The 17,896-nt window shown below is 36.8% G+C and carries 14 protein-coding genes; 11 read left to right on the top strand and 3 right to left on the bottom strand.

Translation table 11 applies throughout. The annotated features are described in order from the left end of the window. Positions 1–1,125: a hypothetical protein gene (locus J7604_RS01990; RefSeq protein WP_293890286.1), complete on the bottom strand. Its 1,125-nt coding sequence runs from the start codon at positions 1,123–1,125 to the stop codon at positions 1–3. Beyond that, positions 1,122–1,694: an RNA polymerase sigma factor gene (locus J7604_RS01985; protein ID WP_293890284.1), complete on the bottom strand. Its 573-nt coding sequence runs from the start codon at positions 1,692–1,694 to the stop codon at positions 1,122–1,124. The genes J7604_RS01990 and J7604_RS01985 overlap by 4 nt, the downstream gene beginning before the upstream one ends. Positions 1,695–2,056: 362 nt before the next feature. Between J7604_RS01985 and J7604_RS01980 the strand changes: the two genes are divergently transcribed. Both J7604_RS01980 and J7604_RS01975 read left to right on the top strand, forming a co-directional pair. Then, positions 2,057–2,971, top strand: a complete 915-nt coding sequence (locus tag J7604_RS01980) for a type IX secretion system membrane protein PorP/SprF (protein ID WP_293890282.1) — start codon at positions 2,057–2,059, stop codon at positions 2,969–2,971. A gap of 94 nt (positions 2,972–3,065) precedes the next feature. Then, on the top strand, positions 3,066–3,503 hold the full coding sequence (locus J7604_RS01975; protein WP_293890280.1) for a hypothetical protein: 438 nt from the start codon (positions 3,066–3,068) through the stop codon (positions 3,501–3,503). A 45-nt stretch (positions 3,504–3,548) separates the two neighbouring features. Here J7604_RS01975 and J7604_RS01970 read toward each other — a convergent pair whose 3' ends face one another. After that, positions 3,549–7,016, bottom strand: a complete 3,468-nt coding sequence (locus J7604_RS01970; RefSeq protein ID WP_293890278.1) for a LamG-like jellyroll fold domain-containing protein — start codon at positions 7,014–7,016, stop codon at positions 3,549–3,551. Between the two features lie 150 nt (positions 7,017–7,166). Here J7604_RS01970 and J7604_RS01965 point away from each other — a divergent pair, with 150 nt between their 5' ends. From J7604_RS01965 to J7604_RS01925, 9 genes are all read left to right on the top strand, one after another. Next, positions 7,167–7,535 (top strand): hypothetical protein, encoded by a 369-nt coding sequence (locus tag J7604_RS01965; protein WP_293890276.1) that lies wholly within the window; start codon positions 7,167–7,169, stop codon positions 7,533–7,535. A gap of 76 nt (positions 7,536–7,611) precedes the next feature. After that, a complete protein-coding gene (locus J7604_RS01960; RefSeq protein ID WP_293890274.1) occupies positions 7,612–8,667 on the top strand; it encodes a transporter in 1,056 nt (351 codons plus the stop codon). Between the two features lie 11 nt (positions 8,668–8,678). Next, a complete protein-coding gene (locus tag J7604_RS01955) occupies positions 8,679–9,497 on the top strand; it encodes an MbnP family protein (protein WP_293890272.1) in 819 nt (272 codons plus the stop codon). Beyond that, the gene (locus J7604_RS01950; protein ID WP_293890270.1) at positions 9,487–9,885 is read left to right on the top strand and encodes a hypothetical protein; all 399 of its coding nucleotides are present in this window, start codon (positions 9,487–9,489) and stop codon (positions 9,883–9,885) included. Before J7604_RS01955 ends, J7604_RS01950 begins: the two co-directional genes overlap by 11 nt. A 3-nt stretch (positions 9,886–9,888) precedes the next feature. After that, a complete protein-coding gene (locus J7604_RS01945; protein ID WP_293890268.1) occupies positions 9,889–10,260 on the top strand; it encodes a hypothetical protein in 372 nt (123 codons plus the stop codon). 349 nt (positions 10,261–10,609) lie between these two features. Then, the gene (locus tag J7604_RS01940; RefSeq protein ID WP_293890266.1) at positions 10,610–12,700 is read left to right on the top strand and encodes a T9SS type A sorting domain-containing protein; all 2,091 of its coding nucleotides are present in this window, start codon (positions 10,610–10,612) and stop codon (positions 12,698–12,700) included. A 329-nt stretch (positions 12,701–13,029) separates the two neighbouring features. Next, positions 13,030–15,792: a T9SS type A sorting domain-containing protein gene (locus J7604_RS01935; RefSeq protein WP_293890264.1), complete on the top strand. Its 2,763-nt coding sequence runs from the start codon at positions 13,030–13,032 to the stop codon at positions 15,790–15,792. Positions 15,793–16,051: 259 nt separating this feature from the next. Then, on the top strand, positions 16,052–16,648 hold the full coding sequence (locus J7604_RS01930) for a Crp/Fnr family transcriptional regulator (protein ID WP_293890262.1): 597 nt from the start codon (positions 16,052–16,054) through the stop codon (positions 16,646–16,648). Between the two features lie 204 nt (positions 16,649–16,852). Next, complete coding sequence (locus J7604_RS01925) at positions 16,853–17,827, top strand: NAD(P)-dependent alcohol dehydrogenase (RefSeq protein WP_293890260.1); 975 nt, start codon at positions 16,853–16,855, stop codon at positions 17,825–17,827. Positions 17,828–17,896 lie beyond the last annotated feature (69 nt).

Genomic DNA, 17,896 nt, shown 5'->3' with positions numbered 1-17,896 from the left:
TTAATAAATTAAAATTTCCCCTCTTACTGAATTTCCATTATTATCTTCCAATAAGTAAATATACAAACCAGGAGCGGAAATTCCTCCGGATGAGTTTTGTCCATCCCAGTTAAAGTCCTCGCCAGAAGAAACATTTCCACTGAATACCACAATACCTGCACGGTTACGGATTGTCATAGTGCCAGCGCTTTCTACTTTAATGGTAACAGTCTCCCCATATGCAGGATTAAAGCTATATGTTTGCTGCGTTTTTTTGCATTCTTTCGCTCCTACTTCGACCAATTCTTTTATTTGCATCCGACAACCATTTGCGTCTTTAACACTAACAGCATAAGTGCCAGACGAAATATTTGAAAAGATATTTGATGACTGCCACAGAGTATCTCCGGAAACAGTTGTTATCCCATAAGCTAATGGATTTACATGATCCAGAATCTTAACTATGATTAACCTTCCATCTTCCCTGTCAATACACGCAGGTTCTGATTTCATCTTTGCGTGTATGGTTTTTACAGCACAACGAACCTCAGCTTCTTGAGGCAGTGATTGTATATTATGCTGCTCGTTTATATCATCGACTTCGGGTTTATTATCAGACCCAGCCAAAGCATCAACTTTACCAATCCCCTCCAAAGGTGCAGGCTCTGAAAGCTTTGCAATATCATTTAACTTCTTACTGTTTCGCTCTGCTTTTTTATCTTTTTCTAAAGAGGAAATCGTGGGATTAATATTAAACGAATTAATATTTGAATTCTGATTTGACTCCTTAGTAGTCAAGTCAACAGCAATATTCTTCTCTTTAACATTTTCCTTTCTGAACATGAAAAACAACATTAATGCTGAAGCGACTAAAGCCATTCCTCCAAACAGGAATATTCTTCCATTCTTCAATGCGTTTTGGTTTCCCTTTACCTTTCCAGAAGAAAAATCCTCATCCATCATTGACTTCAAAGAATACAATCTGTCCCCAAGAATCAATTCATTGGCAAATTTTTGATTTTCTACCCATGTCTTAAATTCAGCATCCTGAGCCAATCTTTGATTAAAGCTCTTCTTCTCAGATTCAGTAAGATCACCCGAGAGGTAGCGATCTATAAGTTCTAATGTTTCCTCTCCGATATTCATGATTTTAAAAGATCTTTAATTTCTTCATTTGCTGATATGTACTCAAGAAGCTTTTGCTTGCATCTATAGTTTTGGGTTTTGGCCACATTTTCATTTAAAAAGCCCATTTTCTCTGCAATCTCTTTCATATTCAGCTTTTCATAAGAAGAATAAGAAAGTAATTCTCTACATTTCTCCCCAAGTTTCTCGAACAATGCTTTATATGCATCCCACTTTTCACTCATAATGAGGGCAATAAGAGGATTATTACTTCTTTCTTCAAAATGTTCCAAAAGATCTGCATCTACTTCTCTATTCAATTTCCTGACTTTATTGATCCAAACATTTCGGCTAATCCCCATTATAAAAGCACTTAAATCCACTATTCTGTCATATTTGTTTTCTATAATATATTTATAGAATATGATTATAGATTCCTGAAAAACATCTTTACTGTCATCTATGCATCCACTATTACCGGAAACATACTTTTCCACCTTGGGATAAATTTCCTTGTACATCCACTGCAATACTTCCCTATCATTACCCTTCCTGATGTTTTCAGCAATATGTTCGAGACTGTATTTCAAGATATTTTATTTTGAAAAGCTTTAATATAACTAGTACAGACAAATAGATACAAAGTAACATGCACTTGTCCGATTTTATGAGAATATTCTTATAGATAACAGGGATTCAGGCGCCTTTTAATACGCAAAAATTCTCCTTTATATCTGATACGTAATTCTTTATTTTTTATTCCTTTCAAATAATAAATAAATTATCCTTCACTATTAAAACGTATTTCTTGATTATGAACCAGGTACTATCTGATTTTATCTACGTATAAAAGTCAGGAAAAAGAAGTACTTTAGCCAATTAGACAAATCCAAGAAATAATATTCCCTAAAACACAATTCGGAAAAACCAGAACGATAAATTGATATTAAATGTGAGGTTCTTTTTTGTCTACATATCGTTAATTTTTATCTATTGCTCATCTTATGCTCAGGAAGCATATATATATCCTTTAAACTTTTTGCGTTTAAAAAATAATTACATTTTTGAAAATCCTGCGGCCTCAACCCTTACAGAAAAGGGAGAAATAAATCTGATGCACAGCGCATTTTCAGGGATTCTAAACAATGTAGGTATTAATTATCTGGATGCCTCCTATAGCCTAGGGAAGTCAAGCGAAACACCTGTTCATACTTTTGGAATAACCCTTCATTCCGAATATGAAACAGAAATACTAAAAAGAAACCGTTTATATCTACGTTATTGCCGCAGCATTCAACTTACTTCATCTGTTAAACTCGCAGCAGCTATTCAGGCCGGCGTCTTTAATTATCTGGTAAAAAGTACTCAAAACAGTTCAGGCAGTTCATCGGCAATTCCAGATGCATCTGTTGGTCTTTGGCTTGCAAGCAAGAAGTTCAATATAGGAATATCAGGAGTTCAGTTACTCGCATCAGAAATAAAACCCGTTTACAGAACCTATGCTTTGGGCAGATACATAAATCTGTTTATGGATTATAGAAAAGAGATTTCGCCAAATGCAGATTTGATTCTTGGTATGAAACTTTATAAGGGGAAAGGATACTATGAAGGATTATGGCTATCGGGGACATTAGAGTTTATGAATAATTTCAGTGCTGGTGTTAATTACATATGGAAGCGAGGGCCGGTAGCTTCACTGGGAATAGTAAAATTCAATTTCCTGAAAATCCATAATGATTTATACTTTTCATATTTTCACCCTACAGGCTCTGACCATCTCGCCAATACCGGCAGGTATGAAATCAGCATCCATATATTCCCTTTTAACGTAGGAGAAAATGATCAACCTAATGAGGATACAGAGTAAAATCTGACCTTTAATAAATGGAGATTGCAAGTTTAAAAAAAAGAAGTAGTTTGCATTTTCAAAAAGAGATATTTTAAAACTTAAATAAGAAACTATGTTAGACCAACTTATCCAACTTGGTAAAGACCATCTTTCAGACTCATTGATGAACAAAGAAAACCTTAACAGCAATCAAGTAGATGATACATTTGATCTTGCCAAAGGCTCGTTCTTTGACACTTTAAAAGACCAGGCTTTATCTGGCAACCTTTCTCAAATAACAGACCTATTTAATGGTAACACTTCTGCAGGAGGATCTATTTCAACTATGGCATCCAACAAACTTGCAGAACAGCTTTCTTCCAGACTCAATATGTCACAAGAGCAGGCGAATTCGATTGCTAACACTGTTGTTCCTGTACTAATCAATAAATTCAGCAGCAAAGAAACCGGAACAGCAGACAGCAGTGAAGATCTTATGAAGCTATTCGGAATAGATACTGGAAACATCCTTGGCAGCCTTGGCTCTAAGCTTGGCGGGTTTTTCAGCTAAAAAATTAAGGAGAGGAAAGATTTTCCTCTCCTTAAATATTATCAATCAGTGAGTCTTGATTACTTTAACAAATTGAACTTGCCCGCCTTTTACTACTTTTACCAAATACATACCACCATAAAGATCAGGACTAAGAACTGCTAACTCATTATTTTTAATTCCAAGCTTTTCAAAAACGAGTCTTCCAGCAAGATCAAACATATAAAAATCAGAACTCTCTCCCATTCTTCCAGTGATTACAACACCAAATTCAGAAGAAAAGGGATTAGGATAAACAGCTACTTTCATATCTTCTGAAATCAAAGAATCTGGAACAGGCAAAGTATCAACCCTGTCATTAAAATGACATCTGTTATCACTTCTTTGAGGATCTGCAGTACTTTCAACAGCAAGAGATTCTCCCAGATAACCAGCGTTATTATTAGCACTTTGATCAATGAGCGTTTGACCATTTATTTCTTTAAAACGCCAATATCCAGCTAGGTTTACTGTAATACTCGAGAACACCACTCCCAGATTATTCTTTATTTCATCTGCTGTTCTCGCAGTTTTCCAAAGCTTTACCTCAGTAATATATCCATTAGCAGGAATACTTTGTGCTGCATCACATCCAATAAGAGCATTGCTTTCGGAAGTAAATGCGTTCGTTCCTGAAACAAATTTTGAAGTACCTACAAGAAGTCCATCTAAGTAAAATCTGATAATATAGCTAGTGCCCGACTGAGTAGCAGTGACAGCCACAGCATAACATCCTCCAGAATATAAATTTGCAGTAACATTATTTTTCTGAACCACATCACTGAGAACTGTCATACCTCCAATAACGAGTCCCAAGTGATTTGCATCAGCTACATAAAAGCGAACTCCGTTTGTTGTATCCTTTTCATAGATTACAGTTCTTGTTCCTTTTAAGGGATTCTTAAGATTGATATAAGCCTCTAGAGAAAAGTTCGTTTGGAAATTATAATTCACATTATGTGGAATTGTCGCAACATCCAATTTCCCTGCAACAACTGAATTAAAATCCAAACCACGAAAACTCTCTGCTTTATCGGAACCAATAGTTCTGGAAGGATCATTGGTGCCAATATCTGAATTCATACCCAACCAGCCATCATTACCATATGGACTATCATCCAGAATAGCTTGAACTCCGCTGCACTCATTAAAATTCCATAAACCTAATAGTCCATTGGAAGGATATGGAAAATCCATTTTCAGATTGTTGATCAGCTCTATCTCGGTTTTTGCAACATTCCAGAAGCGTAGATAATCTATACTTCCCGTAAAAGATGACATGCCTGCATTACCAGGTTCATCATAACCTATAAACAAATAATTTGAAGCAACACTTAGATCGACATTATAAATCTGCACACCCACAGAATATCCGTCAAGAAAGAATGTAAATTTGTTTCCTGCACTTCTGCTAACACTCAGATGATGCCAAGCCCCATCATTACGCATGTCTGAAAGACTTAGTGTATTACTTTGAATATTCACATTAACACCGAATTCATTAAAAAAATTAAACACTATCTTTCCCGTTGCATAGTTAAATCCAAACATATAACCTTTGGACGTATTCCCAATCGCTCTTGTTGACACGATCTCCAGCATGTTATTGTCAGTTGCAGAAAAATCCATTTTTACCCTTGCCTCAATGGTGAAATCTCCAATACCTGGAGCAAAAAGAGATGAATTAGAAACGGATGCCCTCTGCGGAGACCTAAACTGCAAGGCTTCCATACGAGCTAATCCGATTGAACTTTCCGGACCAGCTCTAAAGAACCCGGAATTATTAGACGCCTCAATCCTTACCCTATAATTATTTCCCTGAGGAATATTATCTGGCAAAGCAGATTTAATTTGACCAGATAAAGAATCATTTGAACCAACAATAATTCTCTGAGGACCAAAATACCCATCAGGGCCTGAAAGGGAAGCCTTATACGTGACATCTGAAGGCCATCCTGTATTCGTTCCACTGTAGGAAAGCATGAAGGTATCTCCAATACATTTACCTATAAGAGATTGCGGATCGACTGTGAGTAAAAAGTCTGAAACATATTCATAAGCACCCACATCAAAGGCCCCTCCCTGAGGAGCTCTCAAATTACCATCAATATCGGAGGTAAGGCCATAGGATGCGACAATGTTAGTTCCCAGATCAATCACAAGATTACTGTTTTCAGTAAGATTATAGTCATTGTTGTCAGGATCCTGAAAATTAAAGGCAGGAATTGTATTGCTAATATTTGCCACCTCTGAAGAACTAATCAGCGGACTTGCCCTTTTTACAAGACTATAACCTGCTGGGATATTTGCACCAAGGTTGTTATAAACGAATGCACTTATTTTATTTACTGCAGAACCAACCTCCTGAAGCCTTATCCCATCATGAGAAGGATTTACAATCGTATTATTAAAAACATAAAATGGTTTTGCCTTTGACTCTGCATTGTTGGAGCCTACATAAATACCATTGTCTTTTGCATTCACAACAACATTGTTATAAATATAAACATTACCTAAGCCCACACATACGAGTCCATTCTGAGTAAACTCATCTCCGGGGTAACCATAAATAAAATTATTATAACATCTGCCAGAGAATCCGGTGCTGAGTTGAAGTCCATTGTTTTGATACAAAGCAAAAGTCTGGTATTTTCTGCCGAAACCATTGATATAGTTGTTATATACATAAGCTCTTCCCGAAGGGCAGTCACCGATCTGAATCCCTTCCGCCCCGGCATCCCTGACAATATTATTATACACAAAAACACTATCCAGGTTATGCTGAGTATTACCGGGAGCCCAATTCGTATTGCCTATATACATCCCTTCAGCATCTGTATTATATATATAATTGTCATGTATATAAATATTCTTCATAACAAATCCTGCAGGATTATTATTCCCACCCACAACCTTTGCTAAGGCATTGTCCGTTTTTGCCATCAAACCGCAAAACCCTGAATTTCTTATATCCACATGATCTATTTCCACCTTTGTAGTTGTATCTCCTAATACCAGTGTAATGTTAGCACCACTCAATACAATCCCGTATTGGTCAGAAGAGCCGGTACCTGATAATCTGACATTTTCACTGTTAAAAAATTTAAATGCATAACCATTAGACAAGGCAATATTAAAGACAACCTGGGCAGAACAATTTTTAAAAATATAAGGAGCATTAATTCCGCCATCTGTAGAACCCTTGAAGTTCTTGACCATCAAAGGAGCCGTCCTGGTACCGGACTGAAAACAAATAACACGTTTATTTTTAGGAAGTGTCGTTACTGAAAGTGTATTACGGTCAATAATGGTTGATCCAGAAGGGATAGTATAATCACATCCACAGGATTGAGCAGAAAGACTTCGATTAAAGGTCACAAACACAATTAAAAAAAACCAGAAAAAACTCCCTGAAGAGGCATAACACATCAATTCAATAACTTTTCTTTCACTCTGACTTTTTTCATTATGAAAAAAAGTCTGCTTAGTTCTCATAGCCTAATATATTTTACAGTCAGACTAAAAAGGCCAAAGAATTAAAAATGTTTAAACCCGAAAAAACAAAACTCTCTAGCTATCAAGGCCTAAACTTTTTATAGATTTATCGCTTTTAGAATTTCCAATTCTCTATTTATATTTGTCCCAATGAACAAATTCATAGCCCTCTTTCTGGTATTGATCGTGTTGTTGCAGAGCAATATGAAACTGATCCTTGTGGGGTATTATGAATTGAACAAAAGCTATATCGCTGCAAATTTGTGTGAAAACAAATTTAAGCCATCCCTAAAATGTGAGGGTAAATGCTTCCTTCAAAAAAAAATCAAGGCCCAGGAAAAACAGGAAAAGAAGTATGCTTCTTTCCTGAAAACAATTGATGAAATTGTATTTATCAAGTCTCCGTTTTCTTCATTTACTTATTCGCTTTCATTTTTCTACATAATAAAGACAGAAGTTATCTATATCGTTAAAGGCTACAGCTCCCCGCTGAGGCTCATATTCCAGCCCCCTCAATAAATTTCTAATCACTTCCAATTGTACTTATGTCAATATAAGTATTCAAAATTCTCTTTCACATAAAATATATACTAGAATGCAAATGCAATTCAGGCTTTGCCTGTTGTTCATATTTGTCATTCATATAGCATACGGACAAAGCGACTCTCAAGAGGTTTGCAGCGCTCATTGCTGTTTTGATGACACTACTCCTGCCGGCATAATGATCAGCCACGCCCATGAAAAAGGCGAATGGATGTTTTCATACAGATTCATGGCTATGGACATGAAACATGTCTTAGAAGGCTCTCGCAAGGTAACCTCCGACCATGTGTTTAACAATTACCTTATGTATCCTGATCATATGCGGATGGATATGCATATGCTCATGGCCATGTACGGCCTTAGTGATAAGATAACCCTCATGGCTATGTTGAACTACAATTACAATCGCATGACCATGACCATGCATCCGGGTATGCAGCATAATCATGGAGGGACAAGTGAAGAAAGCTCCGCAATGAAGATGAAAACTTCAGGGCTTGGAGATATTAAACTAAGCCTGATCTATAATTTACTTAATAAAAATAACTCTCAACTGCTTCTTAGTCCAGGCATAAGTATTCCTGCAGGAAGGATTAACATTACTGGTAATGCAGAAAACATGTATGATGGTATCAGGCTTCCTTATGTAATGCAAATGGGCTCTGGAACCTGGGATTTTACACCGGTAATTAATTACTTCTATAATAAAACGAGATTTTCATTTAGTTCACAGGTTTCTTCTATTATAAGATTAAACACCAACCATCTTGGATATAAACTTGGCAATGAACTTACCTTAAATAACTGGATAGCATATAAATGGTCTAAACCATTCAGCAGTTCCGTAAGATTAGAGACAGCTTCTTTGCAAGCTATAAAAGGAAAAGACAAAGATCTGCCGAAAGATTACGAGCCAGGAAGCAATCCCGCTAATTATGGAGGAGAGAAAGCCTTTCTGTACCTGGGCACTAATTATTATTTAAATACAAGCTTCTTAACCGGCAGTAAAATCAGTCTTGAGTTTGGAGTTCCTGTTTATCAAAATTTAAACGGACCACAAATGGCTCAACGTTTTACATTATTTGCATCATATTCAATAACTCTTTAATATATCTTAGAATGAAAATATTTAATTATCAGTCTTTAGTTTTCACAAGTATAATATGCATTTTTATAATTGCAGGATGCAAAGATAAAAACGACCCTTCACCTTCCGGACTTACTGATACTACTACAACAGAACAACCCTATACAGGGCCTACGGGCTTTCTTCGTTTACACCTCCATAATTATATTGATCAGGAAGAGGTGCTTGGCCCTAATGAAATATACACAAATAATGCTGGAAGAAAGATTTCCTTCAGCAGAACGAATCTTTTTATATCAAAGATAGAACTTATAAAGAAAGATGGTTCAGTGTATAAAGTACCGGGTAAAATCATCCTAAAAAATGTTGATGAGGACACATACGATATCGGTGATGTACCTCCGGGTTTTTATAAGTCCATCCGTTTTTATGTAGGGCTTGATGAAGAAACTAATAAGAAATCACCTTCCTCTGCTACCGATGTATTGAGCAATCAATCTATGTGGTATGGTTCAGCAGCTCAACCTGATGGCTACTCATTTATTAATTTTGAAGGAAAAATTGATACAACTGCCAATGCTGACGCGCCCGAAGAAAACATGCAGCCATTCAGCTATAAGTTAGGCACTTCAAAAAACTTCAAGCAGGTAGTTATGCCGGAATATGAATATGCAGTGATTGTCAACAAGACTCAATTTCTTCATCTTTATCTAGACTGGAATCAGTTCTTTAGGAATGTTCCTTTAAACAACAAAGCTAACCTGAATGTGTCCTCCATTGAAGTACCTGCAAAGGATATTGAAACAATAATTGGTAACAATATAGCTTCTATGTTCAAATATGAAGAATAAGAACATTTTTGTTTTAATGCTGACTGCTATATGGTTATATGGCTGTCAGTATGATACACAGAAAGAAGATCCGTGCAAACTTGCTCTTCAAGATAGCGTATCCTTTAAAGGCGACCTTTTACCAATTTTTCAAAATAATTGTGCTACAGGTTTCGAATGCCACGCTGGCCAAAGCCCTGCAGGAGGGCTTAACCTGGAAGCTTCCCAGGCCTATAGTAACCTGACGAGGCCGAAGAGTGGTTATGTAGACACAATAAACCCATCCAGAAGTTTATTATATGCAGCTCTTATTTCTGTCACTCAACCTATGCCACCATACGGAAAGCTTGACGACTGCTCTATAGAACAAATATTGAAGTGGATGGATGATAATGCAAAGAATAACTAAAGCATGAAGAAATATCTTGCAATAGCGCTTTCATTTTTACTACTATTGAACTGTTTCATGAAACTGATCATTCTTGCTGATTTTCATATAAACAGACAATATATTGCAAGTCATTATTGTATGAACAGAAACATCAAAGGTTCTGACTGTAAAGGACATTGTTATCTTAACAAAAGTCTTAATCAGGAAAAAAAAGATTCCAAATCTCCTGTAGCTAAAACCAAAATCACCGAAGAATCCTTTGAATGTATTTCCTTCAACTTATTTAATTGTATAAAAAAGGTTTCTCAAAAGCCACGTTTAATTTACCAGGAAGACTTTCTACAAAGCTTTCCGGATAAGATTTTCAGACCACCTAAAATTTCATTGGTTTAGTGATATAGGATTGGGTATTTAAGACCTCACCTTAACAACATAGTCCTCCATTTAAGAAAACTTTCATTTGTCATGTTGAGCTCGCTAAACATCTGAGCTTTCCCAAAGAATGAAAATTGAGCTATCTGGCAGATTGGTGATTGAAATTACAATTTATTTTGTAACTATCAGATCCTTCGCACGGCTCAGGATGACAAAATAGCCGATTGCTGTGCTCTTTACAGAATATTAAGTAGACAACCATGTCCTTCAGGAGAAAAATTAGGGATGAAGTCCATGTACTTTAACAGGTGAACTAAATAACTAATCCTTAGCAATTAATAATCCTCAATTTTTAATTAATAAAACAATGAAAAACATAAATACATATAAATTCCTAAGAAAAATTTTTCTTATTTCAACTTATCTGATTTCAACTGTAACATTTGCACATTGGAACTCTAAAGGGCCTTTCGGCGGTTCGGCTTCATGCATGCACACTGCAGATACGAACACATACGTTGGCACCAATGGCGGTGGAATCTTCAGAACCACCAACAAACAAGGTATTAAATGGACGGCAACTAATGCAGGATTAAAAAGCGGTGACATAACTTCACTTACTTCTATTGGAAGCTACGTACTTGCTGGCACTCCTGACGAAGGAATATTTCTCTCAAAAGATTTAGGTAAAAACTGGATTCAGGTAAATTCAGGTTTAGGGTCTACAAATATAACGGCACTTACATCAAGTGGAAAGTATGTATATGCAGGAACTAAAGAAGACGGAGTTTTCATGAGCGCAGACAGTGGTCATACCTGGAAAGCTGCAAACCAAGGAATTCTCAACAAGAAAATAACTTGTCTTACCACATTCAATCAAACCATCATTGCCGGAACAGATGGAGGAGGAATATTCACGGTTATGATTGATACTGAACTGTGGTCGGGAACAGAAGGTGGAATTCAAGAGAGAAAAATAAATTCTGTTATAATCAATCCTTCATCTATGCTATTAGGAACGGATAAAGGAATATACAAAAGTAGTGCAAGCGGAACACCCTGGACTTTATTAAATGATGCTTTATCCAATACATCCGTAAACCTTCTTTACCAGAATGGAGATGTTATTTATGCATGCACAGATATCGGACTTTTCACATCTCCTCAAACAATAAACTGGACCAAGTCTTCTCTGGGATTAACTTCTGACACAATCACTTCTATAACTGCCTTACAATCCAAACTATTTATTGGAACCAAAGTCGGTATATTCTCATCTCAGGTTTCTCAATTAACCTGGCAAAAAGCGAATGAGAGCTTTTTCGGATTAAACATAAAAGGTCTTGCCATTAATGGAACCGCAATAGTTGGAGCAACCAATATGGGAGTATACTACATCTCTGAAACAGGAGCTTCATATACTGCAAGAAACAATGGACTTCTTGACAGCTTAAGTGTATCAGACCTAAACTTTTCAGGTACAAATCTGATCGCTACAACACTTGCAGGAAATGTATATATAAGTGCTGATACGGGGAAAGTATGGGTATCTTTAAGTTCTGGATTAAACGGGGATCCACTAGTAAAAATAGCTGTAAGAGAAAATAAATTATTGGTAGCTACTTCAACTGGAAAAGTATTTTATTCAAACCCAACCAATATCAATTGGATAGAAATGAATTCCGGATTGCCAACAGGATTAAAGATTACAGCTTTGATTGCAAACGGATCCGATGCATACCTTGCCGCAGACAATGAAGGTGTATTCAAGCTGTCACCAGGTACGGATTGGCAAAATTTCAGCTCAGGATTGACAGATTTAAAGCTAACGTCACTAGCATTAGTAGATGGGACAATTTTCGCTGGAACTGATGGAAGTGGTGTATTTTCAACTGTAACAACTGCAGACTCATGGAAGCAAATAAATAATGGTCTTCCTACTCTAAACATCACATCTCTTTGCGCAGCCAATCTTATATATGATGGTGTTACTTACCCATATGTTTACGCAGGATATAAAGGAGGAGTATACTTTTCCTTTAACAAAGGAGAAGAATGGAGAAGTCCGGACATACTTGCAAATCTTCCGCTGTATGCTGACATAACACAAATTGCACTTTCAAGCAACAGAATATTTGTAGGTACTCCAAATAACTCTTTATACTCAAATTCAAAAAGCGAGACAGAACCTATTGTATCATCAATCTTTTCAAAAGATAATAATGAAAATGTATTCATGATTTATCCTAATCCCGGCAAGGAAAGCTTTAAAATAAACTTTGCTTCTCAACAGGAGAAAATTAAAACCATATTTGTTTATGATTTCTCTGGTAAGGCAATTGATAATTTTATAGCTTCAGAAGATGGGCTAAAAATAAATGCGCCACAAGGAATTTATTTTGTGCGCATTGAAACTGCTGATGGGAAGAGCTCAACTGAGAAGTTGATAATTCAATAAATCTTATTAAAGAATACGATATAGGCTGCTCTCAATAGGAGCAGCCTTTTTTATTTATACAGAATCATCGCTCAAAAAGATAGGCTCCATAGAATAAATTAAAAATAAAATCGATATCCTTCCTTTTTGAGAAATTCCCGACATGTCTATTTTTTTGTACAATTCAACAAACCTATTTCGGAAACAATCGAAAAAAATTTAAATACGAATCCCATTTTTAGGTACTAAAACTATAAGTACTAAGCAACTAGCCAAAAACATTCGATCAATTATTCTGTTTAGTGGGCTTATCAGAAATTTTTACTAAAACATTTAAAATTTCTCTAACTATGAAAACATCTTTTAATTACCCCAAAAGATCAAACCTTAAGGCCTTCTGTTTTTTGATGATGCTTATAACTATAGCAGGGAATGGTCATGCCCAGGTACCCTGCCTTTCAGCAACCACTCAGACTAATTCAGTAAATGGAGTTTGTTTCGGTTGCTCAATTACAAACCCTGAAAGGGCTGTTGACAATAGCACTTCAACTTTTTCTGTTTTAACAAACATGTCACCACAATTCGGGAATACAGAGCAGAAGCTCAAACTTCCTGTAACAGGCGATGCTGCAGACAGTATCAGAATATTTTTATCATTTTCAGGCCTGATTTCACACGTAGCTTTGATCTCAAATGTCTATGTAGCTACCTATATTGGTGCTACGTATAACAATAATCAGGTATCAATTGCTTCTCCAAATGTTAACTTAAAATTATTGGAGCCAAATCCTGACCTACCTAACTTACAGTTTGCCACAGTTACTATAAAAGCAGGGCAGGCATTTGACCGGATACAAGTAATGATTAAACCAGGGAGCAACCTTCAGGTGCAGCATGTAAATATACATTATGCATTCATTGTTGTACCATCACCAACTGTTGCTTCCAAATCCATTACCCTTTGCGGTTACGGTAATAGTGCCACCCTAAAGGCGACCGGTCCTGCAGGTGTAACCTTTAAATGGTATCCGCAACCAACGGGAGGAGCGAGCGTTCACACCGGGAGTTCATACTTCTTAAGTTATGTGACTCAATCACAATCTTATTATGTAGAGTCTTCAAAATATGGATGTGCAAACTCCAATAGAACACGGGTATCTTTGAATATTGCAGAGATTCCTGATATGCCGGTAACTAAAGGAGATTATATATGCAGTGGAGAAAGTGGAACAATATACGCTACTTCTCCAGGCTCAGCCATCAGATGGTATTCTCAACGTACTGGAGGGCTAGCCATAGGTAACAACAGTCCTTATACTACAGCCCCTCTAACATACAACAAAGTTTACTACGCTGAAGCAATAACCAGAGCAGGGTGCAAAAGCCAGGAAAGATCTCCTGCCCCAGTAACAATACTGGAAGAAGGACAACCAACCATCAAATGGTCTCATGGTCTTGCTAATAAACAAGCTATAAAACCATTGATCACTAATGATGGCTACATCGTGGGAATAAATTATAACGGAAACATTGAACTGGTAAAATATGATGCGAATGGGAACCAACTTTGGTTAAGAATATACGGAGGATCTCAAGACGACAGAATTGCTTATCTGACTCAGGCTATTGATGGAGGATACATTATAGCAGGTACTACTAAGTCAAGTGATGGTGATATTACAGACGGGAATAACGGAGAATATGATATTTTCCTCCTAAAAGTTGACAACAATGGTAACCAGCAGTGGAATAAAACTTTTGGTGGCAGCAAAAATGAAGAACTGGTTGATTTTATCCAGACAGCGGACAATAACTATCTAATTGGAAGTAACACGCTTTCTAACAATGGAGATATTACAGATGGAAATAACGGAGCATCTGACTACTGGCTACTGTCAATAGACGTTTTGGGCAATAAGATCTGGAATAAAACATTTGGTGGTTCAAATGATGATAAACTAGTCAAAGTATCCTCAGATGCAAACGGAGGGTATATTGCTGCAGGAAATTCGATATCAACTAACGGGGACATAACAGATCATAAAGGGTCAAAAGATTTCTGGATTGTAAAAACGAACAACTCAGGAGCTAAACTATGGACCAAATCTCTGGGAGGAAGTGATGAAGAGGAATTAACCAATATGATTATTATGGCGGATGGGTCATACCTCGTTGGAGGAATGACCCTATCAAACAACGGAGATGTAACCAACTATCATGGTGATCAGGATTGTTTTGTGGCAAAGTTAGATCAGTCAGGAAATAAAATCTGGGCTAAAGCTTACGGAGGAAGTAACGTGGAATTCACATACTCAAAAACTATATTAATACCAGCGGCTAATGGAGGTTTCACAATGGCCACCGTTTCGAGTTCTGATAACGGAGACATAAACTCCCCAAACAATTTTGAAGGACTTTGGATATTTAAAGCAAGCAGCCAGGGCATCATAACGTCTTCGCGAATATATGCCTCGACAGTGATTACGGGGGACATAATAAATATTCCCGGAGGAGGGCTCTTAGTTGCGGTGGCAACCAGAGAATACGAAGGTGATGTTACTACCCCGCCGCATGGGCCCATTTATCTTTTCTATGACAATTGGATTTTCAAAACAGACCAATATGGAAACATAATTTGGGATGGAACTTACGGCTCCTCCTATGAAGATTTCGCATCTACAATACAAACAACTCCTGATGGAGGAATATTGATAACAGGCTCTGGCGGTACCTTTGATGGTGATATAGATGGCCCTGCAGGTTTTGCGGGAGCCTGGATATACAAACTTAAAGATGACGCAAACTGTGGCAACCTGAGAACCGCAATTCACTCAAGCGCTTATGAAGCATCTTCAACACATGAGGTATCAACTATTGCATATCCTAACCCATTCTCAGATAAGCTAATTTTAAAAATGGACCTTGAAAAAGATGCTTCAGTAGTCGTACAGATATACAATGAACAAGGACTTGAAATCAAAAAAATTTGTGGAGAATATCAAAAGGGCAACAATGAAATCAACATTAATACGTCTGAATTGAAAACAGGAATATACCTATTTAAAGTTGCTCAAAATGAAAAAGTCTCTAGTCTTAAAGTTGTAAAATATTAATCTCTTACAATAAAATCTTATTAGATAATACAATAAGGCTGACCCTAAAAGGTCAGCCTTTTTTTATAGCTATCTATCAGCAGGACTGACATTATCTGTGGTGTTGGATCTTTCGATCCGACACATCGCCAATAGAATAGGGATTCTATATATTTCGGTTCCTTCAAAAGTGCCAGGAAAGACCTGGCACCTCATTAATTATTATCTTAAAATCATTATCTTAATCTCTGATTTCTAATGAAGGCTTAAAATTATTGAAATGGAGCAGAACCAAAGTAATCCTACCAGTAATGAACTTATAAAATACATATCTAAATACATTAAGCTTACAGAGGAGGAGACCAATGCTATTCTGAAAGATCTTGATATAAGGTTTTACAAGAAAGGGGACATACTGATAAAAGAAGGCGAGGTTCCGGAGCTTTGCTATTTCATTTTTAAAGGTTGCGTACGTCAATATTTCAATAAAGACGGAGAGGAAAGAACCACTGAGTTTTATACCGAAGGCCAGCCTATCGCTGTATTTCAGGGAACGAATGGTAACAAAAAATCACCGTTTTATCTTTCTTGTCTTGAGGACTGTGTGATGTCCGTAGGCCCTATCGTATCGGAAGATACAGATATAGATCCGCGATTTATAAACCTTTGCAAGACAGCTGCGGAAGACGAACTTTGCAGAACACAGGAAACTTTAGCCATCTACCGTTTGTCCAATCCGGAAGAAAGATACCTCGACTTGATGAAAACAAAACCTGAGTTGATTGAACGTGTTCCCCAATATTATCTTGCCAGTTATCTTGGTATAAAACCGGAATCTTTAAGCAGGATAAGAAAAAGATTAACAAAGAAGGCTTAATCATCTAAAGTTTTTTCTGAATCCATTTTTTCTTAACCAAAGTCAATTTGCTTAGAGTAGCCATGATTTATCTTTGCATTGATTTCTAAAAATGCTAATAAAAAACGGACCAGCATGAGTACAGTGATATTCGAGCCAAACCTTCTTACTATTATTTTATTTAGCCTAAATAGTTCAATGCCCATCTTTTTAATCTGAATAAATATGAAAGCAGCTTATTATACTCAATATGGAAGCCCGGACAATTTTTCCATAAAAGAAGTAGAAATCCCATTTCCTGGTGAAAATGACTTGCTGGTAGAAGTAAATACAACAACAGTAAACAGAACTGACTGCGCTATTCTCAAAGGTTCATGGTTGATGCGCATATTCACGGGTCTTCTAAAACCACAAAAGGCAATACCAGGAACAGACTTTGCCGGAAAGGTTATAAGAACCGGAAAGAATGTAACACAATTCAAACCAGGAGACAGGGTTTTTGGCTTCGATGATATGGGGCTTCTTTCGCATGCTCAGTTTCTGGCTATCAACTGCAATAAAGCAATCTCACATATCCCTGTGGGATTGTCCTATGAAGAAGCAGTGGCTTCACTTGAAACAGTCCATTATGCAGTTAACTTTATAAATAAAATCAAGACACATCCCGGACAAAAGGTTTTGATTAATGGAGCTACAGGTGGAATAGGATCTGTGCTGGTACAACTTTCGAAATATTATGACTTAAATATAACTGCCACTTGTCGTACTGAACACCTTGACCTTGTAAAGCAATTAGGAGCATACAGAGTAATTGACTATACCAAAGAGGATTTTCTTAACACTGATGAAAAGTTTGACTTTGTATTTGATGCTGTTGGCAAGAGTACTTTTGGTAAATGCAAAGCAATATTAAAGGATGGCGGGATATATATATCATCGGAACTTGGCCCTAATGCAGAGAACCCGTTTTTGGCGCTTATCACGAAATTTACAGGCAGTAAAAAAGTTAAGTTTCCAATTCCCTTTGATACAAAAGCCAGCATTCAATTTATCCTTGATCTGATTGCAAAAGGAAAATTCAAACCTGTGATAGACCGAAGATATTCGCTTGAAGAAGTGAAGGAAGCATTCAGGTATGTGGCTTCTGGGCAAAAGGTTGGAAATGTGATATTGATGGTTAATAAGAATGGTAGAGGGTAGATAAATGTAAGCTTCTTTAACTTAGTAACATTTAAAATGCTACTTCGCTATTTGAGCACTTGAAACAGA

Origin of the sequence: Sporocytophaga sp., assembly GCF_017745095.1 — a bacterium.
In the GTDB taxonomy this organism is placed as follows: domain Bacteria; phylum Bacteroidota; class Bacteroidia; order Cytophagales; family Cytophagaceae; genus Sporocytophaga.
Note: the sequence above shows the minus strand (reverse complement) of the source record. Positions and strands in the feature narration are given on the sequence as shown.